The sequence below is a fragment of the Corallococcus sp. AS-1-6 genome, from assembly GCF_020037015.1.
Lineage (GTDB): Bacteria > Myxococcota > Myxococcia > Myxococcales > Myxococcaceae > Corallococcus.
Genome location: NZ_JAIQDE010000027.1, coordinates 50,894 through 76,017, shown reverse-complemented (window position 1 = coordinate 76,017; position 25,124 = coordinate 50,894). Strand labels below are relative to the sequence as shown.

Genomic DNA, 25,124 nt, shown 5'->3' with positions numbered 1-25,124 from the left:
TCACCCCTGTGGCGACCACGGGACGACGTGCAGCGTGTCGCCGTCGTCCGTGGGCTTCGTCTCGTGGAGCGTCATCACGAGGGCACCCGTCGCCGCGTCACGCGTGTGATGCACGATGAGCGCATACGTGGGGACTCCGGGCATCGCTTCACCCAACCAGGCGTAGCCCTCCTCGGGGGTCTTCGCCTCCAGGACACAGACCGTGGCGTGTCCCGTTTGCGACGCGGTGCAGAGCATCCGCATGTCCTCCAGCGTGCGCACCTCGTCCGCGAAGAGGAGGTCCGGGTCCTGCCGCAGGAATGAACGCAGCGCCTGCACCAGCTTCAGCTCCCCGCCCACCTTCACGACGCCGGTCGCACCTCCCGGTCCGCCCTTCGGCTCCTCCACCGCCGCCAGCGTGTGCACGTTGTCCGGCAGCGCATCCATCACGGCTCGCAAGGTCGTGCTGCGGCCCGTGTTGGAGGCTCCCGTGAGCAGCACCATCCGGCCGTTGAACAGCGTCCTGTCCAGGCGGCTGAAGAGCCCCTGGAGGAACGCCGCCGCTTCGGCGGAGAGCGGGAGGCTGGAGATGCTCGGATACGCCTGACGCGCCTCCCGGTCCCGGGCCAGCGCCGTGGTCCAGGTGCCCAGCGCGTCTTCGCGGAACGACACGCGGAACTCGAGGTCCGGATCCGCCGCGCCCGCCGGGAAGGTCGCGCGGCCCCGGTCCGGCATCACCGGATCCGCGCCCCGCTTCGCGTGCTCCGCCAGCGCCTTCCCCAGCGGCCGATACAGCTCGTAAGCCAGGGGCTGACGCACCGGCACCCGCTCCGCCCCCAGCAGCCCCACGCGGTCCGGCGAGTCCTTCTCGATGAAGTACAGCGTGATGCCCGCGTTGATGACCCGGCCGCCCGTCTCCGCCCGGGCCTCCTCGCCACCGTCGTCCTCGTCCTCGGCGCGGTCCGTGTCGTCCGCCGCCCAGACGGAGAACATCGCCGCGCCCGTCCGCCCCGCGACGTCGAAGAGGGCCGCCGCCAGGGCTTCCGGCGTCCTCGGCGATACGGCCGTCCCAGAGGGCGCCCGCCCCGACTCCTCCAGCTTCTGGAGCAGGCTGGCGAACACGGCTTCCGGCGTGGCGGGCGCTTCGGACTTCGGGCTCGGAGTCGTCATGGGCGCGGACCATGGCATGGCGTCTCAAGCCCCGGCCACGGGGGAAACGGAACCCCGGGCAACCCTCTCCTCCTTGGAAACCGGTACGGCTGCCGGCCTGCCTTGAGGACGGGCGAGAAAGCCCCACGGTAGGGGCTCCCCTCCAGCGGGCGCTTGGGTAACATCGCTTGATGTTCAGGCGTCTCACCAACGCGCTGCGACGGCTGTGGCTCCGCCCCTCCGAAAGCAGCCCCCCGGACCGGCAGAGCCTGCCCGGCGGTACCGAACCCACCGTCGCCTCGCCCCGGCGCTCCCGCGCGTCGGTCGCGGAGGAGTCCTCGCCTCCGGTCCGCACCAGCCGCCCGCGCCGCCCGGCCGTCCGCATCGTCGCGCACGGGGCCGCCCCGCACGTCAGCAACCGCAAGACGTCCCGCCGCGCGGGCGTCACCACCCCGCGCTTCTACGACCTGCACGACGACTTCCGCGCCCCCGGCCGCTGGGAGCCCGGCGACCCGCTGGACCTGGAGGACAAGGTGGTGGGCGACGTGTGGATGTTCACCGCCGGGCGCCCCGTGGACCCGCCCGGCCCCCTCCACATCCCCAACGAGCAGCGGGCCGCGCCGCTGGACTTCAGCCTCGCCGGCGCCGGCCTCACCCCCGTGGTGCACCCGCGCGTCGCCGCCGTGTTCGCGCGCCTGGCGCCCGAGGACGTGCAGCTCATCCCCGTGCACATCGAGGGACAGCCGGAGCCGTACTTCCTCGTCGTCGCCACGCGCCTCATCCGCTGCGTGGACGAAGCCGCCTGCCTGGAGATCCACCGCTATGGCCCCGGCGACGGCATCCCCGCGCGCGTGGGCCAGTACCGCTCCGTGCGCGGCCTGCGCATCGACCCCGACCAGGTGGGCCGCGCCCGCGTGTTTCGCCCCTGGGGCTGGCCCGTCACCCTCGTCGTCTCCGAGGTCGTGAAGGAGGCCCTGGAGAAGGAGGGCGTCACCGGCGCGCGCTTCACGCCCGTGACGGACACCCGGCACTGAAGGCCCAGGAGCCGGACCCGGGCTACTCCTTCTCGATGTCCCGGTCCCACAACTGCACGCGGCCGTAGTCCGCGGACAGCCGGCGCACCATCTCCGCCGCCAGCGCCACCGAGCGGTGCTTGCCGCCCGTGCACCCCAGCGCCACCGTGAGGTACGCCTTGCCCTCCTTCTGGTAGCGCGGGAACAGGAACCGGCAGAGGTCCACGACCTTCTCCAGGAACGCCTGCGTCTCCTCGCGCTCCAGCACGTACCCGGACACCTTCGGGTTCTTGCCCGTGAGCCCCTTCAACTCCGGCACGAAGTACGGGTTCGGCAGGAAGCGCACATCGAACACCAGGTCCGCCTGCGGCGGCACGCCGTACCGGTAGCCGAAGGACATGATGGACAGGCTGGGCCCCGTCGTGGGCTCCGGGCTGAAGCGCCCCTGCACCATGCGCTTCAGGTCGTGCACGTTGAGCGCCGACGAGTCGATGACCTGGTCCGCCAGCTCCCGCAGGTCCTTGAGCGCCTCGCGCTCCCGGTGGATGCCCTCCGCCACCGTGCCCTCCGGGGCCAGCGGGTGACGGCGGCGCGTCTCGCTGAAGCGGCGCATGAGGCTGTCGTCGCTGGCGTCCAGGAAGAGCACGTCCACCTGGTGGCCCGCGCGGCGCACGTCCGCGAGCACGCGGGGCGCGTCCTTGAGGAAGACGCCCTCACGCGCGTCCATCACCAGCGCCATGCGCTCGATGTTGCCGCCCCCCGCCAGCTCCGTGAGCTTGGGCAGGAGGAGCACCGGCAGGTTGTCGATGCAGAAGAAGCCGGCGTCCTCCAGCGCGCGGATGGCGGTGGACTTACCGGAACCTGACATGCCGGTGATGACGATGATCTGCTTCGCGGGGGCGGTCACTCGACCTCTTCTCCCAAGGTGCGGCGCATCGCCCCCTGGGCGATGGCTCGATTGAGTCGCTCGGCGAACTCTCGCGCCGAATGGTGGCCCTGAAGCTTCAACAGTTGGTTGCGCGCGGCCACCTCCACGATGGTGGCCATGTTGCGTCCAGGACGCACCGGGACGACCGACAGGGGGATGTCCACGCCGACAATCTGCAGGTGCTTGTCCTCCACGCCCAGGCGGTCGTACTCCTGGTGCGGATCCCATTCCTGCAGCTCGATCACAAGCTCAATCTTCTTCTGTTCCCGGACGGCGGACACTCCGAAGAGGTCCTTGATGTTGATGATGCCCAGTCCGCGAATCTCCATGTGGTGCTTGATGACCGGGTTGCCCGCGCCGTAGACGGCCCCCTTGCGCCGGGTGACGTCCACGATGTCGTCCGCCACCAGCCGGTGGCCGCGCATCACCAGGTCCAGCGCGATTTCACTCTTGCCGATGCCGCTCTTGCCCAGCAGCAGGATGCCCACGCCGAAGACGTCCATCAGCACGCCGTGCAGGCTGCTGGACTCCGTGAGCGCGTCCTCCAGGAAGCTCTGCACCCGCTGGATGAACTCGCTGGAGAGCAGCGGCGTCTTCATCAGCGCAAGGCCCGCCGCCTCGCAGGCGTCCACCAGCGCGCGCGGCACGTCCAGCGCCTTGGTGACCACCACGCACGCCAGGTCCTCTTCGCTGAAGAGCTTGGCCAGCGAGGCGTGCTGCGCGTCCTCCGGCAGGGTGGCCAGGTAGGAGATTTCGGTGTTGCCGAAGACCTGGACGCGGTGCGGGTGGAGGTGCTCCGTGAAGCCCGCCAGCGCCAGGCCCGGCTTCTGGATGCGCGAGGAGTCCACCGTGCGCGCCAGCCCCTGGGTGCCCGCCATCAGGGTCAGCCGCAGGTCGTGGCCCTGGTCCTCGAGGAGCTGGGAGATGCGAATGGATTTCATCGTCAGGACGTGGATATCACCCACCGGCCTCCGGAGGTGAACCGCACCGTGTCCGCCGTCCCCCCCGCCTCCCCTACAGCCGCCCCCGGGGGCGGTTCCGGAGCTCCAGGCGAAGCCCCCTTCGAGCGCCGGCTGGGCCTCGTCCTGCTGGGGGGCGTGCTCGTGCTGGGCGCGGCCCTGCGCCTGTACCGGGCGCTCCACGACGACGGCATCTACTGGCCGGACGAGGTCTACCAGAGCCTGGAGCCGGCCCACCGCCTGGTCTACGGCTACGGGCTCGTCGCCTGGGAGTTCGTCCGGGGGGCCCGGAACTGGGCCCTGCCCGGGCTGGTGGCGGCGGTGCTGGGGCTGGGGCGGATGGTGGGGCTGACGGACCCGGCGGGCTACCTGTCCCTGGTGAAGGGCTTCTTCGCGCTGGTGGGCGCGGCGACGGCGTGGGCCACGTGGCGGCTCGCCCGCGCGTGCGGGGCCTCCACCCTGGCGGCCTCCGGCGGGGCGGCCCTGTTCGCCCTGGCGTCCGTGCCGCTGTACTTCGCGCCCCGGGCCATGAGCGAGAACGCCTCCGTGCTGCCGGTGGCGCTGGGCCTGGCCCTGGCGCTGCCGCGGGCCGCGTCCCGGCGCGCGCTCGTCACCGGCGCGTCCCTGCTGGGGCTGGCCGTGCTCCTGCGGCTGCAGAACGGCGTCTTCTGCGCGGGCCTGGTGGCGGTGCTCCTCTGCCGGCGCCAGTGGCGGCAGGCGGGCGTGGCGCTGGCGGTGCTGTCCGGGTGGGCGCTGGCCTTCGGGCTGCTGGACAGGCTCACCTGGGGGCGGTGGTTCCACTCGGCCATCGTCTACCTGGACTTCAACGTGGTGCAGGGCAAGGCGGCCCAGTGGGGCACGGAGCCCTTCGAGTACTACCCGCGCGTCCTGCGCACGGCCATGCCGGTGCTGACCGTCTTCACGGCCGCGCTGGCCGTGCTGGCCGTGCCCCGGGCGTGGGGGCTGTCCTTCCTGGCCGCGGCCTTCTTCCTCCTGCACGCGAACCAGCCGCACAAGGAGCTGCGCTTCCTGGTGCCGGTGCTGCCGCTGTTCGCGGCGCTCGCGGGCGTGGGGCTGGACTCCGCCCTGCGGCTGCTGCGCGGCGCTCCGGCGAGGGCCACCGCCACGGTCGCGGTGGTGGCGGGGGCGCTCCTGTCCGGCGCGGGCGCGGGCGCGCTCACCTTCGGGGACGTGGGCCAGTACGAACGCGTGCGCCCCAGGGACAGCGCCTGGGACGACCAGGGCCCCGTCAACCGGCTGCTGGAGGCGGCGGGCCGGCGCGACGACGTGTGCGGACTCAAGGTGGAGGCGGTGCACCTGGCGTGGACGGGGGGCTACAGCTACTTCCACCGGAAGGTGCCGCTGTATCCCCACACCGGCCCCGGGCGGGACTCCGGCCGCTTCAGCCACGTCATCACCCGGGCGGGCTTCGAGGGCGCGGGCACGCTGCTGGTCCAGGACGGCCCGCTGGCGCTGGTGAAGCTGCCCGTGGCGGACTGCACGCCGGACCCCGGCTATTCGTGGCGACTGCCCTGAGCGGGACAGTTGGGACACGGAAGACCCTTCCTGCGCCACCTGCGGGTTGGTAAGCCACGGCCATGCCCGAATCCGACTGCCTCTTCTGCAAGATTCGCGATGGCCTCATCCCGGCGAAGGTCGTCTACCAGGACGAAAACTGCCTGGCCTTCGAGGACATCAACCCCCAGGCCCCCACCCACGTGCTGTTCATCCCGCGCAAGCACATCCCCACGGTGAACGACATCACGGTGGAGGACCGGGAGCTGGTGGGCAGCATCTACATGGGCGCGGCGAAGGTGGCGCGCGAGCGGGGCTTCGCGGACACGGGCTACCGCGTGGTGATGAACACCCAGCGCGACGCGGGCCAGACGGTGTTCCACATCCACCTGCACCTGCTGGCGGGCCGCACCCTGCACTGGCCGCCGGGCTAGCCGGCTTCCGGGCTGGCCTCGGGCCGTCCGCCCCGGCGGAGTGACACGCGCTCCGGGGCGCCGGGTGCTAGCGTTCCCGGGCGCGCGGCCCGCCCTTCTTCCAGGGTGGGCCCGCCCGTCATGTTCAGTTCCCAGTCGTCACCCCAGTCCCGCCGTGCCTACTCCCGCCTCGCCGTCCTGCTGGCCTCCGTGGCCGGCGTGGTCAACGCCATGGGGTTCGTGGCGCTCGGCTCGCATGCGTCCCACATGTCCGGGAACATGGCCATGCTGGGCGAGTTCATGGCCCAGGGCCGCTGGGACACGGCGCTGCTGCCCGCGCAGTTGATGGCGCTGTTCGTCGCGGGGGCCTTCTGCGCGACGGGGCTCCTGGATGCCTCGCGCCACCGCACGCGGGGCCGGCACGTGGCCGCGCTGCTGCTGGAGGTGCTGGTGCTGGGCGGCGTGGGCGTGGGCATGGCGTCCATGCCGGGCACGCGCGCGCCGGTGCTGCTCTGGGGCATCGCCTTCGCCATGGGGCTGCAGAACGCGCTCGTCACGCGGGTGTCCGGCGCGGTGGTGCGCACCACGCACGTGACGGGGCTGCTCACGGACATCGGCATCCAGTTGGTGCAGATGCTGGCCTGGGTGCGCGACGGCATCCGCGGCGAAGGCGCGATGGGGCTGTGGAGCCGCGTGAGGGACCTGCCCTCCGCCGTGCAGTTCGAGCGCACGCGGCTGCACCTGGGCCTGGCGCTGGCGTTCCTCGGGGGCTCCACGCTGGGCCCGTACCTGTTCCTGCGCCACGGGGCCGTGACGCTGGCGCTGCCGTGCGCGGTGCTGGGCGTGCTGGCCGCGCTGGACGTGCGGCTGACCGTGAAGCCCTCGCCGCCGCCCCCCGACGGGCCGGGCCGCTAGGGCGACGCGGGCTGGACCACGGGCGGCGCGGACGGGCTCCGCGGGGCCACGGGCGCGTCCGCGACGTTCGGGTCGGCGACGGCGCGCCCCTGGTTCATGGGACGCAGCGCCTGGAGCACGCTGCTGCGCTCGTCCGTCCAGACGTACTCCGGCTCGCCGCGCAGCACCAGCCGGCGCACGCGCGCCCGGCCCTGGTGGAAGGTGGAGCCCCAGAAGAACTCCGGGTCCCGGCTCAGCAGCATCCACGAACTGGCCACCGCGTCGCCGTCGCTGTCGCGCGCGACGAGCGCCGCGGCCAGGCCGGAGGCCCGCGCGTGCGCCAGGCTGATGGGCACCAGGTCCAGGTGCTGGTTGCTGATGTGCAGCGCCAGCACGCCGTGCGGCGCCAGGTGCTGGAGGTAGAGCGCCACCGCCTCCTTCGTGAGCAGGTGCACCGGGATGGCGTCCGAGCTGAAGACGTCCAGCGCCAGCACGTCGAACTGGCGCGAGCCGTGCTCCAGCTCCTTCTCCAGGGAGATGCGCGCGTCGCCCTCCACGACCTCCACGTGCGCGGGCGTGTCCGTCAGCGTGCTGAAGAAGCCACCCTGGCCCCGGGCGAGGTCGATGATGTCGGGGTTGATTTCATAGAAGCGCACGTCGTCCCCGGCGGCCATCAGCGTGGCGCTGTTGCCCACGCCCAGCCCCAGCATGCCCACGCGCAGGCCGGTGGGCAGCCCCAGCGCCTGCCGCCACCGGCGCTGCTCCGCGAGCGCGAGCCCCAGGCCGGCGTCCTTCGTGTAGTACGCCGTGGGGAGGTTGCGGCGCTCCGGGCGGATGTACTGCCAGCCGTGGGTGATGGCGCCGTGGCGCAGGACGTACTGGTGCTGCTGGGGGTCGTTGGGGGACAGCTCCAGCACGCGCACCACGCCGAAGAAGTTGCGCGCGGCGAAGCGCACCCGCCCCAGGTCCGAGAGGACGAGCACCGGCAGGTGCACCGCCACCCCCACCAGCAGCGCCCCGCGAAAGAGGCGCTGCCCGCGCGCCACCGCGGTCTCCTCCTTCGGCTTGCGCATCAGCCCCGCGAAGGCCACCGCGCAGCACGCGGCCAGCGCCAGCGGGTGCTCCCAGTAGGTGGTGAAGAGGGCGGGCGCGACCAGGTTGACGAACACGCCGCCCAGCACGCCGCCCACGGACACCCAGAGGTAGAAGGCGCTCAGGTAGCGCGGGGCCGGACGGCGCCGGTACAGCTCGCCGTGGCACACCATGGCGCCCGTGAAGAGGGCGGACGCGTGGAAGAGCACCTGCCACCCCAGGCCCAGCGCGGGGCCCTCCTTGTGCGCGTACGTCACCAGCACCACGGAGGCGATGAGCCCCACCGAGTACGGCGTGCGCGCGTAGAAGGACTCGCGCGAGAAGGCCAGGATGAAGGTGATCAGGTACACCGCCAGCGGCATCACCCACAGGAAGGGGCCCGCCGCCACGTCCTGGGAGAGCTTGTTCGTCGTGGCCAGCAGCAGCACCGACGCGCACGTGCTCAGCGCCAGCCACGTCAGCGTGCGCCCCACGCCCGGGCGCCGGGACGCCGATGCCGTGGAGTCCTCTTCGGAGACCGCCTCCGCGCTCGCGCTCGTGGAGGACTCGGGGGCGTACGTCGCGGAGGCCCGGCGCAGCAGGTCCCGGGCGCAGGCGAGGATGCAGAGGACGAAGAGGACGAAGCCCGCGGCCCAGCCCCACGCCTGCGCGCTCCGGCCCACCCAGGGCTCCACGAGGAACGGGTAGCCCAGGAGCGCCAGCAGCGAGCCCGCGTTGGAGAGCGCGTAGAGCACGTAGGGCGAGCGCTCCGGCCGCGCGCGCGCGAACCACGACTGGACGAGCGGGCCGGTGGTGCTGAGCACGAAGAAGGGCAGGCCCAGCGTCGCGGCCAGCATCCGCATCAACCGGAGCACGGGCAGGTGGTCGTCCACGGGGCGCCAGCCGTCCCCCGGCGCCAGCGGCGAGCCCGTCCACGAGGCCCGCGCCGCGAGCGCCGCCAGCGCCACCACCAGCAGGCCCAGGTGCAGGGCGACCTGCGCGCGCGGGCGCAGCCGGGAGGCCACCGCGTGCGCGTACGCGTAGCCCGCGAGCAGCACGGCCTGGAAGAACAGCATGCACGCGGTCCACACCGCGGGCGTGCCGCCGTACCACGGCAGCGCGTAGCGGCCCGCCAGCGGCTGGACGCCGAAGAGCAGGAAGGCGCTGGTGAAGATGGCGAGCGCGTAGCGCACCATGCGGCCTCGGGGGCGGGGGGAAGACGCACGGCGTAGGGGTCCCGCGCTCCGGGTGTTTCCCGCCAGGGCGACAGTCTTGTCAACACGGGCACGTCCCGGAGCCCGGCGGGCGACCGGGCGAGCATCCGTCGGCGTGGGTGGGTGGCCCCGGGGGACAGCGTTCCTAACTTCCCGGACGGACAGGCGCGGACTTGCTCGCGCCCGAGGGGGAACACATGACGGGCTTCAAGCGCGCGGTGGGGTTGGGACTGCTGGTGGGTGGCGCCCTGGGAGGCTGGGGCTGCGGCAAGGAGTCGCCCCCGGAGGAGACGCGAGCGTTCCAGGACCCCGTCCAGCTCCAGCACCGTTCCCGCGCCGAACCGGCTGGAGAAAGGGCGGGCAGCCCGCTGCGCGACACCTCCAGTGAGGAGGGCGGCGGCAAGCCCTACAACAGCAACAGCCGGAGCTCGCTGGGCGGCGGCACCGCGGCCCCCAACCGGATGGAGGGGAACACCGGCCTGGGGCAGCAGACGGGCGGCAGCCGGGAGCTGGGCACGGGGCTCGCGGAGAGCTACCGGGGCACGGCCTCGGAGGGCACGGGCGGCTCCGGGCTCGACGCGGGCACGGGCGGCTCCGGGCCCGGCGCGGACCTGGAGATGATGGACGCGGGCACCCGGCGTTGAGGCACGCCCCTGGAGAAGGCGTCCTCGCGGGCGCCTAGTAGTCCTGGCGGCGCTTCACGACCTTCAGTTGTTCGTGCAGGTCCTTCACCTGCTTGAGGGTCGGCGTCTCACTGCCGCCCACGATGAAGTCGTCCGCCAGCTTGTCGAACAGGGTGCACTGCATCGACATGGCTTCGCAGCCGTGGTTGTTCTTGAGCGTCCGGAAGAGCGCCTTCGTCTGCGTCCATTCCTTCTCCAGCTCCGGGGGGAGGCTGCTCTCCTTGACGGGAGCGCGGACCGGGGCGGGGGGGCGCTTTCCGGGGCGGGGCGGCGCCGCCTTCTTCGCGGCGGGAGCGGCCGTGCCTCCCGCTGGCGCGGTCGGGGAGAGCAGGCCGTCCGGATCCAGCTCCGCGGTGTCCGGCCCGGTGGGGGCCTGCGCGGACTCGGCGGACGGCGACGTGGACTCGGCCGAAGCGGGGGTGGGCGCCGTGGCCACGTCCTGGGCGGGAGGCGTGTCCTGGGGCGGACGCCCGCGCGCGGGCCGCGTGGGAGGCTGCTGCACCGGGGTGGGCGGAGGCGGCGTCAACGTGCGCGACTGCTCCAGGCCCACGGCCACGCGCAGCTCGGGGACGAAGTAGAGCCCCGCGCCCACGATGGACAGCGCGACGACCATCAGCAGGGTGAACATCAGCGCGGAGCGCAGGCCGCCGCCCTTGCGGACCGGCGCGGGCTCACGCCGTGAGGCGCGCGGCGGCTCCGAAGGCTCCGGCCGCACCGGCATGGCCTTGCGCCGGGTCGCGTCGTCGCGCGTGGCGCGCGCGGTGGACGACTCGTCCGGATCCGCGGCGGGCGCGGGGGTGCGGGTGACGGCGCGCATGCTCGACGCGGTGCTGGGGCGCGGGGGCGGCGTACCTGGCGACGAACCGCGCACGGCGCGCCGGGAGCCCGTGCGGCCCCGGGACGGAGCGGTGGGGCCGGTGTCGGCCTCGCGCTTGCTGGTGGAGGAGGAGGTCTCGCGCAGCAGCGCCTCGTCCAGCATGACGCGGGCCTGGGGCTCCTCGCGGCGCGAGCCACGAGGCATGGGGATGCGCGGGTGCGTGTCCGCGTCGCCCTCGCGCGCGACCAGGGCGTCGTCCGGCTCCGCGGAGATGTACGGCACGCTGGAGTCCGCCTCCAGGGCGCGGACATCCACCGAGACCAGGTCCTCCGAAGGCCGCGTGTCCTGCATCGTGGGCCGGGGAGCCGGGCCGGAGTCGAGCGGCTCGGAGTCCAGCGAGTCCGCTTCGGCGTCGAAGGAGAGTGAAGGGCCGGAGGACTGGATGGAGGGCACCTGGATGGTGGGCGCCGCGTGCGACGGCAGCGGCACCTGCGCCGGCACCGGCCGGCTCCCATTCGACGGCGTCGTCACGCCAGGGCGAGAGGACGGCAGCGACGGCATCGCGGCCGTGGGGCGCTGGCCTTCCGGGATGCGCGCCTCCACGGCACGCGCGGGCTCGGAGGCACGGGGCGCATCGAAGCCACGCAACGCATCGGCCCCCCGGGGCGAATCGAAGCCGCGCGACGACTCCGACGCATCGAAGCCACGCGACGACTCGGACGCCCGTGGCGCATCGAAGCTGCGGGACGGCTCGGAAGCACGAGACGCATCAAGGCCGCGAGACGACTCGGCCCCCCGGGGCGCATCGAGACTGCGGGACGGATCGGACGCGCGGGGCGCATCGAAGCCACGGGACGACTCGGTCCCCCGGGGCGCATCGAAGCCACGCGACGACTCGGACGCCCGTGGCGAATCGAAACCATGCGACGACTCCGACGCGCGGGGCGCATCGAAGCCGCGCGACGACTCGGACGCGCGCACCGGCTCGTAGCTCGGCAGGGGCTCCGACTCGCGAGCCGCATCGAACGGGGACGACGGCGCGGGGCGGCTGCCGTTCGACGGCGTCGTCACTCCCGGGCGCGCCGACGCCAGGGACGGCATCGCGGCGGTGGGGCGCTGACCTTCCGGGATGCGCGCCTCCGCGGCGCGCAGCTCGGCTCCCGCGGAGCGGCCCCCCTCGGGGAGGGGCTCCGGCCACGGATAGTCGCTCTCGGGGAGCTCCTCGTCGTCGAACGGGTCGTCCGGCGGTGGCGGAGGCTCCATGAACGGCAGCGACTCACCCGCCGATTCGAACCGCCCCGGTCCGGAGTCGAAGGAAGGCATCGGCGGAGGCGCCACCGGCCGCGACGCATCCGCCGGCACGAAGGGCACGGGCCCATCCGCGGGCCGCACGGCCATCGGCGGAGGCGGCACACCCCGCGGGCCCACCGAATCGGAGAAGGGCAGCGAAGCGCCCCGCCCTCCCGCGTCCGCGTACGGCCGCGACACCGGCACGTCCGGCACCGGCGGCGCGTCACGCGACGGCAACCCCGGATCCGCGTACGGCAACGACGTGGCGCGCGGCGCGGTGGGCTCCGCCTGCGGCTCGGAGGCCGACAGCGCGTCCGCCCGGGGCGCGGTGGGCTCGCCCGTCAGCGGGGCCTGCGCCTCCAACGCACGCTCCGCCGCGGTGCGGATGGCCGGCAGCCCCTCCAGGATGGTGGGCCGCTCCATCGCGTCCTGGCGGACCTCCACCGTGGGCGACGGCTCCGACGACGCGGGGCTGGGCCGCATCTTCGCGCGGGCCGCCTCCTCCAGCGCCTCCACCGGGAACGCGGGGCGCGTGGACTCGTCCACCACCACGCCGGGGCGCGTCTCACCGTCGTCGCGCGCGCCGCCGCCGTCCTCGCGGCTCCGGGGCGTGGGGTGGAAGGACAGGGGCTCCACCGGACCATCCAGGCGGATGGTCTTGGGCGGCAGCGCGGGCGCCTGCATCGTCGGGCGCGGCGCGGGGCTCAGCGACTCGTACGTGCCGCTGCCGCGCACGTCGCGCGACACCTCGCGCAGGGACGACAGCAGGCGGCGCTCGGACTGGTAGTCCGCGGAGAACAGGTCGCGCATGAACTTGCTGACGCTCTCCGGTCCCGCGCTGGTGTCGATCTCCATCAGGCACGCCTGAAGACGCACCCGGAAGTCCTCCGCCGTCTGGAAGCGCTGGCCCGGCTCCACCGCCAGCGCCTTCGCCACCAACTGCGACACCGTCGGCGGCGTCAGCGGCTCCACCTCGCTGAGCGGCGCCACCTTCGGGTTCGCCACCGCGGACATCAACTCGCCCGGGGGCAGCGCGTCGAAGGGGTTCTTGCCGGAGATGAGCTCGTAGAGACACAGGCCCACCGCGTACAGGTCGCTGCGGCGGTCCACCGGCTGGTGCCGGGCCTGCTCGGGCGACATGTAGAGGAACTTGCCCAGGATGATGCTGGGGTTCGTCTTCGCCGCCGACAGCCGGCTCTTCGCCAGCCCGAAGTCGATGACCTTCACCTCCCCCTCGTAGGAGATGAGGATGTTCTGCGGCGAGATGTCCCGGTGGACGAGCTTCAGCTCCTTCTCTTCCTCGTCCCGCTTGCGGTGCGCGTACGCCAGCGCGTCCAGCACCCGGCCCATCACATACAGCACGAAGGTCAGCGGCAGCGGCGTCTGCCGGTCCCGCACGCGCGCGGCCACCTTGCGCAGGTCCTTGCCGTCCACGTACTCGAGGGCCATGTAGGCCTCGCCCTCGTGCACGCCCATGTCCAGCACCTGCGCGATGGAGCCGTGCCCCAGCCGCACCAGCGTGCGCGCCTCCCCCACGAAGCGGTCGACGAAGTCCTGGTCCTCCGCGAACTGCGGGAGGATCTTCTTGATGACGCACAGCTTCTCGAAGCCCTGCGCGCCCTCCAGGCGGGCGAGGTAGATCTCCCCCATGCCGCCGGTGGCCAGGTGCGACAGGAGCGTGTACCGGCCGAAGGGTTGCGGCCGGAAGGGCCGCAATCGGGCGGGCTGGTTCGAAGAGTTCATGCGGTGCGGGGGTCCACCACGGAAACCGCATTGAACCCCGGGCAGGGGGCCCGCTTCAACCCGTCAACCGGCCGGGCCGGCCGCCTCACCGGATACCGGGGTTGGTCAGCATGCCCATGTCCTCTTCAATCACCTCGAAAACCGCCACCTTGTCGCGAGGCGGCCGCACCACCCGCTCGCCCAGGGGCATCACGTCGAAGCGGGCCCCGGTGGCCGCCAGCAGCTTGCCCGTCATCAGCACCTGGCCCGGCGCCGCGGTGGAGGCCAGCCAGCCCGCCACGCCCATGCCCTCCCCCACGGCGCTGTACTCCGTGCGAGACTCGGTGCCGATCATCCCCACCAGCGCCTTGGTGGAGTGCAGCGCGATGCGCAGGTCGCACCGCTCGTCCTGGGGACGGCGGGCCATGCCCCGCTCCCAGTCCGCGCGCAGGGCCAGCGCCGCGCGCACCGCGCGGACCGCGTCGTCACCCTTGGCGTAGGGCACGCCGAAGAGCGCGCGCATGGACTCGCCCAGGAAGCCTTCGACGGTGGCCTCGAAGCTGAAGACGATGCCGCTCATGCGCGCGTGGAAGTCGTTGAGCAACTGCGTGGCCCGCGCCGCGCCCAGCCGGCCAATGACGGCGCCGAAGTCCGCCAGCTCCGCGTGCAGCACGGTGAGGTTCTTCTCCTCCAGGCCCGGCAGCTTGCCGCCCGTGCGCTGGGCCTCGGCGGCGCGGCGCTCGGCCACCTCCGGCGAGTGGTAGCGCTCCAGGTTGCGCCGCATCCGGTCCGTGCTGGAGCCGTCGCGCACGGCGAAGCGCTGCACGCCGCTGGCCACCAGGTGGGCCACCGCGGTGCACGCGTCCAGCATCAGCTCCAGGCTGGTGTCGCCCCCGCCGGACACGTTGACGTAGAGCACGCCCGCGAACGGGGGCTCCGTCCCGATGGGGATGCACAGCACGCGGTCCACGCCGTACATGATGACGCTCTCGCGTCCGGCGAAGCGGCGGTCGTCCTTCACGTCGCCCACCGCGATCGCGCGGCCCTGGCGGAGGGCCTCGTCCACGATGGCGTCCGACACGGGCACTTCACCCTTCGCGAGCCGCCCCCGGTGGCGCACCGCCGCGGGCACCAGCGGCCCGGTGGCGTGCTTGAGCAGCACCACCGCCGTGGTGGCGTCCGTGCGCTCCAGGAGCCGGTCCATCGCGGACTCCAGGAACGCGGTCAGCGTGCGCGCGGTGGCCAGCGCCTCCGCGGCGTGCACCAGCAGCACCAGCGTCTCATAGGACACGCGCGGGCTGGCGATCGCGGAGCCCGCGGGCACGGGCGAGGGACCGGAGAACGCGTCGTCGAACGGCAGCGGCCCCACGTTGTCCAGCAGGCGCAGCACGTCCGCGTCCTTGACGTTCTTGGCCATGAGCACGGACGGGCCCACGTCCGTGCCGTGCCCGAAGCGCACGACGCCGCCCGCGCCCAGGTCCATCATCTCCGTGGCGGCGTTCTCCACCGTGTGCGGCTGGCGCACCGCCAGGGTGTTCTCCCCCAGCGCCACGGTGTCGCCCGCGTTCAGGTGCTTGCTGCCCTGGAGCGGCGAACCGTTCACCCGGCTGCCGTTGCGGCTGCCCAGGTCCTCGATGCGCAGCACGTCACCTTCGACGTAGAGCCGCGCGTGCCGGCGCGACACCAGGTCGCCGCCCAGCACGATGTCGTTCTCGTCCGCCCGGCCGAGGCTGGTGACGCCCTCCGGCAGGTCGTACGACGTGTCGAAGTAGCCGGGCCCGTTGATGATGATCTGCCACATCGGGCGCAAGACATTACACGACCTCCCAATCTTCCGAGAGTCCGAGACGCTTTCCCGTGGAGGACGGGCGTCCAGCCGAGTCCCTGGCAGCCCTCTCGCGTCGCGTCATACCCGGGGGTCCCGCCGGATGCCGGGGTCGGAGTTCACCTGGGGCGGTGGATGGACGGGGCGTCACCCACGCGCAGCGTGCGGAACGCGGGGGCCCTGGAGGCCCGCCCTACCCGCCTCCCCGGCTTCAGGAGGCAGGTGGGGCGCGCGTGTTCACGGCACGCCGCCGTCAGGGAGCTGGCCGTTCACCACCGCCAGCGCGTCCAGGTCGAAGCCGCCGGACGTGCCGCCGTAGCTGTTGAGCCCCGTGTCGGTGATCCGCACGAAGCGCGCGCGGTGGAGTCCCACGTCCGCAAGGTCGAAGCCGTCTCCGCCCGCCACGGCCGGGTCGGTGGCGGACACGCCGTTGTCCGGAGCCGAGTGCACCGGGTGCGTGCCGGCGCAGCCCGGGAAGCCGCCGTCCTTGTCGGTGGCGGCGCACGGGAAGTCGAACCAGGTGACGCCGTCGTCGCTGACGGACACCTGGGCCGGCTCCGCGAAGATGTCGCCGCCCACCTTCTGGAAGGCGTTCTCGAAGACGAGCAGGTCCACGCCGGGGCCATCCACCGCGAACAGGTCGGTGAACTCCAGGGTGATGGAGCCGCCCCGCCCCAGCGACAGCACGTCGAGCGAGCCGGTGTACTGGCCCGCGCCCACGGGAGGCCCGAGCACGACGTCCGGGAGGCGGTCCTGCCCGAAGCCCGCCGAGTCGCCGAGCGTGTACGCCGTCACCCGGTCCGCGAACGGATCCACCGGCCGCGAGCCCGCGTCGGCGCCGGCATCCGTCCCCGCGTCGAAGTCCGTCCCGGCATCGGAGACGCCGGCATCCGCGAGGGTGCCGGCATCCACGACTTCGCCTGAAGGCGGCGGGGCGTACTCGGAGTCGCCCGAGCACGCGCCCAGGGCCAGCAGCGCGCCGAGCGCGAGCAAGGGACGCTTCATCACGGGCCCTGCCGGATGCGCACGAGGCGGCGGCCGTTGACGTCCTTCACGCCCACGAGCAGGTCCGCGCCCAGCGACGACAGCAGGTCCACGGACGTGCACGCGTCCGCGGCGTTGAGCACCGCCACGCGCGTGCCCACGCTGATGGGCTGACCGCCGCCCAGGCCGGGCGTGAGCGAGAAGCGCGACACGTCGGTGACGCCGAAGCCCGTGGCGCCGTAGGCGCCGCGCGCCAGGGCCACGCCGTTGCCGAAGCTGGCGGCGGCGTTGAAGTCGGAGCCCACGTCCACCTTCGGCTCGTTCGTGAGCACCACCGGCGTGCGCGACGCCAGCGCCTCGCCCAGCTTGGTGCTGGACACGGCGTAGGCCACGTTCACGTACGTGTCCGGCTCCGAGTAGCCGAACACCGCGATGCCGTTGTCCGCGACGGCGGTGAAGCCGCTGCCGCCCACCTGCGCCGGGAAGTCCGCCACCTTCACGGCGACGTAGGGCTTGGCGGAGGTCACCAGCGCGTAGACGCCCAGGCCGTCCGTCACCGTGTCCAGGCCGCCGCCATTGACGAAGAACGCGTCCGTCGTTCCCGCGGCGGTGTAGTTGCCCGGCGCGTTGAGGTAGAGCGCCGCGTCGCGCCCGGACGGATCCACCACCGCGACGGAGCCCGGGAAGCCCGCGCCGGACTTCGTGTAGCCCGCGAGCAGGCGCGTGCCGTCATAGGCCAGGAAGTAGGACGGGTAGGTGTCGGCCGCGCTGGCGCGGTCCGCGGGCGCGAGCACCGTGTCGAGCGCGGCGGTGCCCAGCGTCACGTCCGGCCAGGTCCCCAGCGCGAAGAAGTCGCGGCCCGTGGCCGTCGTGCGCAAGCCGAAGAGGGAGTGCGTGGGGCCGGGCGTGGACACCACCGCGACCACCTCCGGGGACAGCTCCGCGGACTCCGCGACGCTGAAGCCCGACTGGAGCTGGAGCGTGCCCAGCACCTGCTCGCGAGGCAGCGGGGCGCAAGCGACCGTCCCGCCATCCGTGCCCGCGTCCGTGCCGGTGCCACCGTCGGGCTCCGTGCCCGCGTCGGAGCCCGTCCCCGCGTCGGTGCCCGCGTCGACCTCTTCGATGTCGACGGTGACCTGGGTGCACGTCTCCGCGACACAGGCCCAGGCCTTGCCCTCCGCGGGCGTGCCCTTGTCGCGGCAGTCGAAGGTGTCCACGCACTCACTGCCGCAGCCCGTGCCGCCCAGCACCACCGCCAGCAGGGCGCCCATCCACGCCGCGCGCTGGCCCTTCGTGCCCATCCGCTTCATGTCGGTCCGCATCGCGTCCTCGCTCCTGGCCTTCCCGCCCGGAGGCGGAAAAGGCGTTGCCCTGGCGGGAGGCTGCGCGGACGCAAGGCACCGGACCGCCAGGCGCGTGCCGCGCCCTGGAGGCCTGCCTTCGCCGTCAGCTCCCCGCGGAGGTTCCGGTCTGTCGCCGGGCCCTCCGTGGGGAGGACGCCGGGTCGTCGCCAGGTCTTCGGACTCGCTGAAACGGTGTTCGTGCGAACGCTGTTCCTGCTTACCGCTGCGGGGCAGTCCCGGACTCACACCGGGTTCCCTGGAAGCCCTCACGCCCCATGGCGTGAAGGCATCGATGACGGGGCGGGACTATGGCGACCCCGGGGCAAAGTCAATGCGGCGTGGGTTCGGCGCGTCGGTCGCGCATCAACACGTAGCGCCGCGTGCTGCCGTCCACGACGACGGTGGACACCACGCGCCAGCCCTCGCCCCCCAGCCGCTGGAGCTCCACGAGGTCCTCGTCCGGGCTCTCGCGCTTGACGAAGGTGTACTCGTACGCCGGTGGCGGCGGAGGCGCGGGCGGCGGCACTTCCTTCCGCGGCGCCGCGCGGGACGTCTGCGCCCAGACCGCCGAGGGAAGAAGGAACGGAGCGGCCGCGCCGAGCAGGACGCCCAGCAGCACGAGGAGTGAGGCGGAACGACGGTTCATGGATGCGCACCCGGGGGAGGGACAGCGGGCATCTAATGCCGCCATCCCCACCCCGGAAGCCTCCAGCCGTCCGGACTCGCCGTATGGACGCGCGAGGCCACCGGGACCGTCCGCTGGAGAACGGCCCCGGTGCTCGCGCGCGACTACGGAAGCTGCACGCCGTTCACCACGGCGACGGCATCCAGGTCGAAGCCGCCGCTGGTGCCCGCGTAGCCGTTGGCGCCCGAGTCGCGGATGCGCACGAAGCGCGCGCGGGTGAGGCCCACGGCCGCCAGGTCGAAGCCGTCCCCTCCCGCCACGGCCGGGTCCGTGGCCGGGATGCCATTGTCGGGATGCGAGTACACGGGCGTGACGCCCGCGCAGCCCGGGAAGTTGTTCGCCACGTCGGAGGACGCGCACGGGAACTCGTGCCAGGTGACGCCGTCGTCGCTGACGGCCACCACGCCCGTCTCCGCGAACGGCTTGCCGGAGGGCTTGATGAACGCGTTCTCGAAGACGAGCAGGTCCACGCCCGGCCCGTCCGTGACGGCGATGTCCGTGAACTCCAGCACGATGACGCCGTTGCTCCCGAGCGACAGCACGTCCAGCGAGCCCGACGACGCGCCATCCCCTTTCGGCGCGCCCAGCACGATGCCCGGCAGCAGGCCCTGACCGAACCCGGCGCCCGCGCCCGGAGCGAAGGACACGACGCGGTCCGCGAACGGGGCACCCACCAGCGGCTGGTCCTGGAGGGAGTCCCGCAAGTCCTCGCCGCCGCACGCCACGGAGAGGAGCGCGGTGAAGCCCAGCGCGAACGACCTGGGAAGAAGGGTCTTGTTCATGGGCGCGCTCACCGGAGCTGAGGGGCCTGCTGGATGCGGACCAGGCGCGCACCGTTCTTGTCATCGACGCCGACGAGCAGGTCCGCACCGATGGCGGTCAGGCCAGTCACGCGCGTGCACTGGTCCGCGTAGACGAGCACCGGCTGGCGGGCGCCGACGGTCACGGTCGCGCCGGCGTCCGTCACGGTGAAGGCGAAGCGCGAGACGTCCGTGCCGGCGAAGTTGTAGTCGGGCGGGACGTAGTCGCCGCGGAGCACGGACACGCCCTCGCCGTGGCCCGAGGCGGCGACGAAGTTGGAGCCCACGTCGAGCGCGGGCGCATCCGCCACGGCGAACGGCGTGCCGGACCTGAGCGCCTCGGTGATGGCCGCCGGGGCCACCGCGCGGCCCTCGTTGAGGAAGGTGTCGTCGGAGAAGTAGCCGATCATCGCGACGCCGTGGGTGGACACGGCGGTGAAGCCGCTGCCGCCCGTCTCCGGCGGGAGCGTGCCCACCTTCAGCGCGGTGAACGGCGAGCTGTCCGTCTTCAACGCGTAGACGCCCAGACCGGCCGACACCGTGTCGAGCCCACCGCCGTTGATGAGGAACGCGCCCGGCACGACGCCCGCGGAGAAGTTGCTCGGCGCGGAGACGTAGGTGGAGCTGGCGGGCGCGGCGACGTCATACACGCCCACGGAGCCCGGGAAGCCTCCGCCGGACTTCGTGTAGCCGGTGAGGACGTGCTGGCCATCCGTCTCCACGAAGGGGCTGAGGAAGAGCGAGGTGGAGGGGCTCCGGTCGGAGGGAGCAGCCACGTCGAACAGCGGCGCCGCGCCCAGCGACACCTGCGGCCACGTGCCCAGCGAGTACAGCGCATGAGGGCCGGAGGAGCCGTCCGACACCACCGTGTAGAGCGAGTACGTGGGACCGGGCGTCACGCCCACCGGGCCCGCGGCGGAAGGAAGCGACGCGGCCTCACCGGCCACGAAGCCCGCCTGGAGCTGGAGCGTGCCCAGCTTCGGGTCGTAGGTCGCGGCCGCGCACGGATCCGAGCCTGCATCGGTGCCCGTGCCCGCGTCGGTGTCCGTTCCAGCATCCGTCGTCGTACCAGCGTCGGCGCCTGTGCCAGCATCGGTGCTCGTACCTGCGTCGCTGCCCGTGCCCGCATCCGCGCTCGTGCCAGCATCGTCGGTCGCTCCAGCATCCGCCGTCGTACCGGCGTCGCTGCCCGTTCCGGCATCGTCGGTCGTTCCAGCATCCGTCGTCGTACCGGCGTCGCTGCCCGTGCCCGCGTCGGTGCTCGCACCGGCATCGGCCTCCGTGCCGGCATCCGGCACGGTGACGGACGTCAGCTCGCACTTGCTCTCAACGCAGGCGAAGCGCTGTCCCGCGGGAGCGGCGCCTTGGTCGCGGCAGTCGAAATCATCGACGCACGCATCGCCGCAGCCCGCGCTGGTCAGCGCCATCGCGAGGGTCGTCAGCGCCCACGCGAAGCCCTGGAGTCCCCGCCCCGTCAACATCCGCTCTGTCTTCATCCGCGACTGCTCCCTTGCATCGCCCCCACGGGCGAGGTGAATCCAAGGGGCGTGGACGGAGAGCGGACCGCGCACGGGGGACACGTCAGGACACGACACGCCGCGCGAGCGGAAGACCTCCGTCACCTCCCCTCGGAGGCTCCGGTCTGGCCATGCCCGGAGGCATGGGTCGTGGCAGGTCTTCGGACTCACAGGCGCGGGAGGCCCTCATCGGGTCACCCACCTACTGGCCGTCGCTTCCCAGCCCACTCACGGGCCAGTGCTTGCGAGGACGGCGTTCGTTCCTGCTCACCGCTGCGGGGCAGTCCCGGATTCACACCGGGTTCCCTTTAAACGCCGCACCCTGCGGATGCGGCGTACCAACGACGGGCGCTGGAGTATGGCGGACAGCAGGGCTTGTCAATACAAGCAGGGCCAATGCCTCACGGCACCGCGACGATGTCGATGGCATTGGAGATGCCGCGCCGGGGATCCACCGGACACGCATCCAGCGCCGGGCCCGCCGCCTGCGGCGTGGAGTTGCCGCGCCGCTCGACGAACTGGCCGTCACGCACCTCCACCACGAACACGCGGCCCGCGTTCACGTCCGTGACGTACACGGCATTGCCCACCACCGCGAGCCGCCCTCCCACCGCGAGGTCGCAGCCGCTCTCCGGCCCTCCGGTGCAGCCCGGCGACAGCGCATACGACGCCACGGGCCGGTCATCCTTCACCAGCACCAGCCCCGTGGCCCGCACGGCCTTGGCGCGGTAGCTGCCCGCGGTGTCGAACACCGCCTCGCCCAGGCAGCTCACCACCAACTGGTCACCCACCGCCTGCACGTCGCCCGCGTTGAGGCAGTCCTTCGCGCCCAGGTCGATGGCGTGCACCCCACCATCCGCCGGGTCGATGCGCGCGAGCATCCCGGGTCCGTTGGGCAGGTAGTCATTCGCGGGGTTCAGGTTGGTGAGCGCCACGTACACGCCCGCGTCCACGGACACCGCCGCGTAGGGAAGCGCCATCGTCGTCCCGCCGTCGAAGGACTTCAGGTCCAGACCGGTGAGCGGAACGGTGTCCACGAGCCGGGGCTTCTCCGGGTCCCTCACGCTGACGCGAGCCACGGCGTTGCCCTGCTTGAAGTCGGAGCCGGCCGTGCCGAACAGCGGGATGTAGAACGTGTCGCCGCGCTTCGCGATGACCTGCGGGCTGGTGTTCGCGCCCAGGTTCACCTGCCCCACCGTGCGCAGTCCCAGCCCCCCGCCCTGCGCGGCCCCCTCCCGCTTGAGCACCTGGAGCGTGTTGTTCGCCGAGTCGAGGACATACACATACGGAGGATCCACGAGGATGTCATTGGGCGAAGCCGCCACCGCGCCCAGCGAGTCCTCCTCCGCCACCGTCCCCAGCGCCCCCGCAGGAGCCTGTGACAGCACCGAGCGCGCCGCGTCCGCCGCCAGCACCACGCCATCCCACGCCGCCAGCGCCTGCACGCCGGAGCCGAACTGCCGCCGGGGCCCCATCCGGTCCGTGGCCGCCTGGATGCCCACGAGCTGTCCGTTGGTGAAGCAGGCCGCCACCACGTCATACATGCACCGGCCCGAGTGGCACGACTGCACGTCCGGGCACACCGCGCCGCAAGCGCCGCAGTTCAGCGGGTCGCTCGCGAGCACCACGCAACTGTCCCCGCACCGCTCCGCGCCGTCGGAGCACCCCTCGCGGCAGGTGCCGGCCTGGCAGACCTGGCCGGACGGACACGCGGCGCCGCAAGCGCCACAGTTCAGCGGGTCGCTCGCGAGCGCGACGCACGCCTCACCACACGTCTGCGTGCCCGGCTGGCATCCGCACACGCCCGCCTGACACGTCTCCCCCGCGCCGCACGCGGTGCCACACGCGCCGCAGTTCGACGGGTCGCCCTGGAGGTCCACGCACTCGGCGCCGCAGACGCTCAGGCCGGAGGTGCACAGGACCTTCTCCTCCGGGCAGCCGGTGAGGAGCGCCGCCGCCACGGCCGACAGCAGCAGCGCGAGCCGCGCATCAAGGAGGGGACGCGACATGGGAGTCCTCGGAGGGGGCAGGGTCGAGCGCCACGGAGAGCGTCACGTACGCGGCGCGGCCGGGCAGCGGCATGCCGGTGTAGTCGGCGGTCCGCGCATCGAGCAGGTTCTTCACGTCGAACGACACGGTGAGGTCCGGGCGGCGCAGGAAGGTGCTGGAGGCCCCCACGCTCACCCAGGTGCGCGAAGGCAGGGACAGGCGCGCCTCGCCCACGCGGTTGATCAACTGCGAGGACTGGACGAGGACCTCCGTGCGGCCGTTGAGCCAGTCCGGCCCCACGCGCAGCCGGCCCACCCACTTGTGGCGAGGGCGGTACGGCAGCTCCTTGCCGAAGTAGCGGGGGTCACCGTAGCGGTTCTGCGTGCGGGTCCACGCGTAGCTGCTGGTCGCGGTGAGCCACGCGCGAGGCCGGGCCTCCAGCTCCACCTCCGCGCCCCACACGCGCGCGGCGGCGAAGTTGTAGGGCTTCGCGAGATTCGGCGGGTACAGCTCGTAGGCGATGAGGTTCTCGTAGACCGCCGCGAAGCCGCCCGCGCTGGCGCTCCAGTGCGCGTCGTGCCACAGGGCCGCGGCGTCCACGGACAGGGCGCGCTCGGGCTTGAGCTCCGGGTTGGGCAGCAGCAGGCCCTGCCGGATGTAGAGCTCCAGGAACGACGGCGCGCGGTGGGACTGGCCCGCGTTGGCGCGCACGCCGAAGCCATGGCCCAGGTCCACGCTCGCGCCCAGCTTGGGCGACAGCAGCGAGTAGTGCCCCACGCGCTCCACGCGCACCGAAGGCACCAGCTTCAGGCGCTCGGAGAACAGGGACAGCGAGTCCATGGCCATGACGCTCGCGCGCCACCACGACGCGGCCTGGCCGCCCACGGCCTGCGTGACGGACTCCGATGAGCCGGCCAGCGTGACGGCGAGCGCGTTGCGGCCCAGCACCGCGCGCCCCTCCACCTCCACGCCGCCCACGGTGTAGTGCTGCGCGCCGGAGTCCACGCCGGTGGTGCCGCCGGTGACGTCCAGCCAGTCGCGACGGAAGAAGCCGCGAGCACTGCCCTCACCCGTGTCACCGAAGGGCCTTGCCCAGCGAGCGCCCAGCGACAGGCGCGTCTGGTCCTGGCGGCGGGACTCGGCGGGGTTCTGCACGGTGCCCGCGAGCGCGCGGTCCTCCAGCGACAGCTCCGCCAGCACGTCCACGCGCCCGCCGCCGTCCAGCCCCTGGCGGTACTTCAGGAGCGCGCCGCCACCGCGCGCGTCATTGCGCGTGCGCACCTCCTGCGTGAGCGGGTTGTCGTCCAGCGCGGGCAGCTCGTCCACGCGGTAGCTGAAGTCGCCCTGGGAGCGCCCGCCATGCAGCAGCACCAGCGCCTGACCTTCGAGCAGCGCGCCCGACGCGGCGACGTGGGCCATCACGGTGTCGAAGCTGCCGTAGGTGACCTCGCCGCTGGAGAGGAGCCGTGACGAGGGCGCGCGGGTGACGAGGTTGACCGCGCCGCCCAGGCCGCCCGCGCCGTAGCGGGCACCGGCCGCGCCGCGGAGGATCTCCATCCGCTCCAGCAGCGCGACGGGGATGAGCGACAGGTCCGCGACGCCGCCCGCGCCGTTGAGCGGGATGCCGTCCAGGAACACGAGCACGCCATTGGACGACGCGCCGCGAACCACCAGGCTCTTGCTCTGTCCGTACCCGCCGGAGTCCTGCACGACGAGGCTCGCGGATCCGCCGAGCAGCTCCGCGGTGTCGCGCGCTTCGCCTGCGCGCTCGCGGACGTCGATGACGGTGATGGCGCCGGTGGGGTCGCGGCGCCGGGCGGAGTCGGCGGGGGCTTCGGGGACCTCCCTGCCGATGACCTCCACGATGGGGAGGACGAACTCAGGGAGGGGGGGCTCGCCGTCCTCGGGCGCAGGCGTCTCCTGCCCGGCGAGGGCCTGTGCCTGGAAGCCGAGCGCCAGACCGACGACGGTCCGGGCGAGAAGCGAGCGCCACATGCTCCGCCTTCCGCTCCCTCCGTCGAAGAGAGAAGGCCTCACGGCAGCACCGCTGCCGCACCCCTGGGCAGGTCTCCTGGCTGACAGGCTCCAGACCTGGGCGCACGCTGCGCCCTTCTGGAAGGAACCCTCCACCTTCCCTTCGCGGGAGCGAAAGTGGTGACAGCCGAGGCTTCCGGCCCTGGACCTCAGGGCAACCCGTTCACAGTGGCGGGACCGCGCCGGACTCGCACCGGCTTCCCTCTTGAAGGCCCGGCATGGGCACCCAAGGGCCCGGCCGTTCTAGGAGGTCACCCCAGGCGCGTCAAGGCACGGCCCGTGGGCGCTGCCCCTGAGTGA

General features: G+C 72.9%; 18 protein-coding genes and 3 riboswitches. Of the genes, 5 read left to right on the top strand and 13 right to left on the bottom strand.

The genetic code is table 11. From position 1 onward, the window contains the following. A complete protein-coding gene (locus K8612_RS30185) occupies nt 1-1,149 on the bottom strand; it encodes an ATPase, T2SS/T4P/T4SS family (RefSeq protein ID WP_223764805.1) in 1,149 nt (382 codons plus the stop codon). A 170-nt stretch (nt 1,150-1,319) separates the two neighbouring features. On the opposite strand from K8612_RS30185, the gene K8612_RS30180 reads away from it, so the two are divergent. Further along, entirely contained in the window at nt 1,320-2,162 is an 843-nt protein-coding gene (locus tag K8612_RS30180) for an imm11 family protein (protein ID WP_223764804.1), read from the top strand. 22 nt (nt 2,163-2,184) lie between these two features. Here the strand turns inward: K8612_RS30180 and rapZ are convergent, their stop codons facing one another. Together rapZ and hprK are read right to left on the bottom strand one after the other, a co-directional pair. Then, the gene (rapZ, locus tag K8612_RS30175) at nt 2,185-3,048 is read right to left on the bottom strand and encodes an RNase adapter RapZ (protein ID WP_223743937.1); all 864 of its coding nucleotides are present in this window, start codon (nt 3,046-3,048) and stop codon (nt 2,185-2,187) included. Beyond that, nucleotides 3,045-4,010: an HPr(Ser) kinase/phosphatase gene (hprK, locus tag K8612_RS30170; protein WP_223743938.1), complete on the bottom strand. Its 966-nt coding sequence runs from the start codon at nt 4,008-4,010 to the stop codon at nt 3,045-3,047. The genes rapZ and hprK overlap by 4 nt, the downstream gene beginning before the upstream one ends. 9 nt (nt 4,011-4,019) lie before the next feature. On the opposite strand from hprK, the gene K8612_RS30165 reads away from it, so the two are divergent. The 3 genes from K8612_RS30165 to K8612_RS30155 all read left to right on the top strand — a co-directional run bounded on the left by K8612_RS30165 (nt 4,020) and on the right by K8612_RS30155 (nt 6,871). Then, nucleotides 4,020-5,564, top strand: coding sequence for a hypothetical protein (locus K8612_RS30165; RefSeq protein WP_223764803.1), 1,545 nt, complete (start codon nt 4,020-4,022; stop codon nt 5,562-5,564). 62 nt (nt 5,565-5,626) lie between these two features. Continuing rightward, on the top strand, nt 5,627-5,977 hold the full coding sequence (locus tag K8612_RS30160; RefSeq protein ID WP_223743940.1) for a histidine triad nucleotide-binding protein: 351 nt from the start codon (nt 5,627-5,629) through the stop codon (nt 5,975-5,977). 120 nt (nt 5,978-6,097) lie between these two features. Then, nucleotides 6,098-6,871, top strand: coding sequence for a YoaK family protein (locus K8612_RS30155; protein WP_223743941.1), 774 nt, complete (start codon nt 6,098-6,100; stop codon nt 6,869-6,871). Here K8612_RS30155 and K8612_RS30150 read toward each other — a convergent pair. Continuing rightward, nucleotides 6,868-9,117, bottom strand: coding sequence for a spermidine synthase (locus K8612_RS30150; RefSeq protein ID WP_223764802.1), 2,250 nt, complete (start codon nt 9,115-9,117; stop codon nt 6,868-6,870). The two genes, K8612_RS30155 and K8612_RS30150, sit on opposite strands and share 4 nt — an antisense overlap. 215 nt (nt 9,118-9,332) lie before the next feature. On the opposite strand from K8612_RS30150, the gene K8612_RS30145 reads away from it, so the two are divergent. Next, nucleotides 9,333-9,779 (top strand): hypothetical protein, encoded by a 447-nt coding sequence (locus tag K8612_RS30145; RefSeq protein ID WP_223764801.1) that lies wholly within the window; start codon nt 9,333-9,335, stop codon nt 9,777-9,779. A 34-nt stretch (nt 9,780-9,813) separates the two neighbouring features. Here K8612_RS30145 and K8612_RS30140 read toward each other — a convergent pair whose 3' ends face one another. From K8612_RS30140 to K8612_RS30100, 9 genes are all read right to left on the bottom strand, one after another. Continuing rightward, nucleotides 9,814-13,668: a serine/threonine protein kinase gene (locus K8612_RS30140; protein ID WP_223764800.1), complete on the bottom strand. Its 3,855-nt coding sequence runs from the start codon at nt 13,666-13,668 to the stop codon at nt 9,814-9,816. Nucleotides 13,669-13,753: 85 nt separating this feature from the next. Beyond that, nucleotides 13,754-15,448 (bottom strand): FHA domain-containing protein, encoded by a 1,695-nt coding sequence (locus K8612_RS30135; protein WP_223743962.1) that lies wholly within the window; start codon nt 15,446-15,448, stop codon nt 13,754-13,756. A gap of 261 nt (nt 15,449-15,709) precedes the next feature. Then, nucleotides 15,710-16,477, bottom strand: coding sequence for a cell surface protein (locus K8612_RS30130; RefSeq protein ID WP_223764799.1), 768 nt, complete (start codon nt 16,475-16,477; stop codon nt 15,710-15,712). Then, the gene (locus K8612_RS30125) at nt 16,477-17,778 is read right to left on the bottom strand and encodes a hypothetical protein (protein WP_223743946.1); all 1,302 of its coding nucleotides are present in this window, start codon (nt 17,776-17,778) and stop codon (nt 16,477-16,479) included. Before K8612_RS30125 ends, K8612_RS30130 begins: the two co-directional genes overlap by 1 nt. A 169-nt stretch (nt 17,779-17,947) precedes the next feature. Beyond that, nucleotides 17,948-18,108, bottom strand: a riboswitch (cobalamin riboswitch). A 19-nt stretch (nt 18,109-18,127) separates the two neighbouring features. Continuing rightward, on the bottom strand, nt 18,128-18,445 hold the full coding sequence (locus K8612_RS30120) for a DUF4177 domain-containing protein (protein WP_223743947.1): 318 nt from the start codon (nt 18,443-18,445) through the stop codon (nt 18,128-18,130). Between the two features lie 143 nt (nt 18,446-18,588). Continuing rightward, complete coding sequence (locus tag K8612_RS30115; protein WP_223764798.1) at nt 18,589-19,266, bottom strand: cell surface protein; 678 nt, start codon at nt 19,264-19,266, stop codon at nt 18,589-18,591. Between the two features lie 8 nt (nt 19,267-19,274). After that, nucleotides 19,275-20,780 carry a hypothetical protein gene (locus K8612_RS30110; RefSeq protein ID WP_223764797.1) on the bottom strand — a complete coding sequence of 502 codons (1,506 nt, stop codon included), beginning with the start codon at nt 20,778-20,780 and terminating at the stop codon, nt 19,275-19,277. Between the two features lie 155 nt (nt 20,781-20,935). Continuing rightward, nucleotides 20,936-21,159: riboswitch (cobalamin riboswitch) on the bottom strand. A 43-nt stretch (nt 21,160-21,202) separates the two neighbouring features. After that, entirely contained in the window at nt 21,203-22,810 is a 1,608-nt protein-coding gene (locus K8612_RS30105) for an MXAN_6577-like cysteine-rich protein (RefSeq protein WP_223764796.1), read from the bottom strand. Beyond that, nucleotides 22,791-24,785: a TonB-dependent siderophore receptor gene (locus K8612_RS30100; RefSeq protein ID WP_223764795.1), complete on the bottom strand. Its 1,995-nt coding sequence runs from the start codon at nt 24,783-24,785 to the stop codon at nt 22,791-22,793. The genes K8612_RS30105 and K8612_RS30100 overlap by 20 nt, the downstream gene beginning before the upstream one ends. Nucleotides 24,786-24,833: 48 nt before the next feature. Beyond that, nucleotides 24,834-25,069: riboswitch (cobalamin riboswitch) on the bottom strand. Nucleotides 25,070-25,124: the final 55 nt, after the last annotated feature.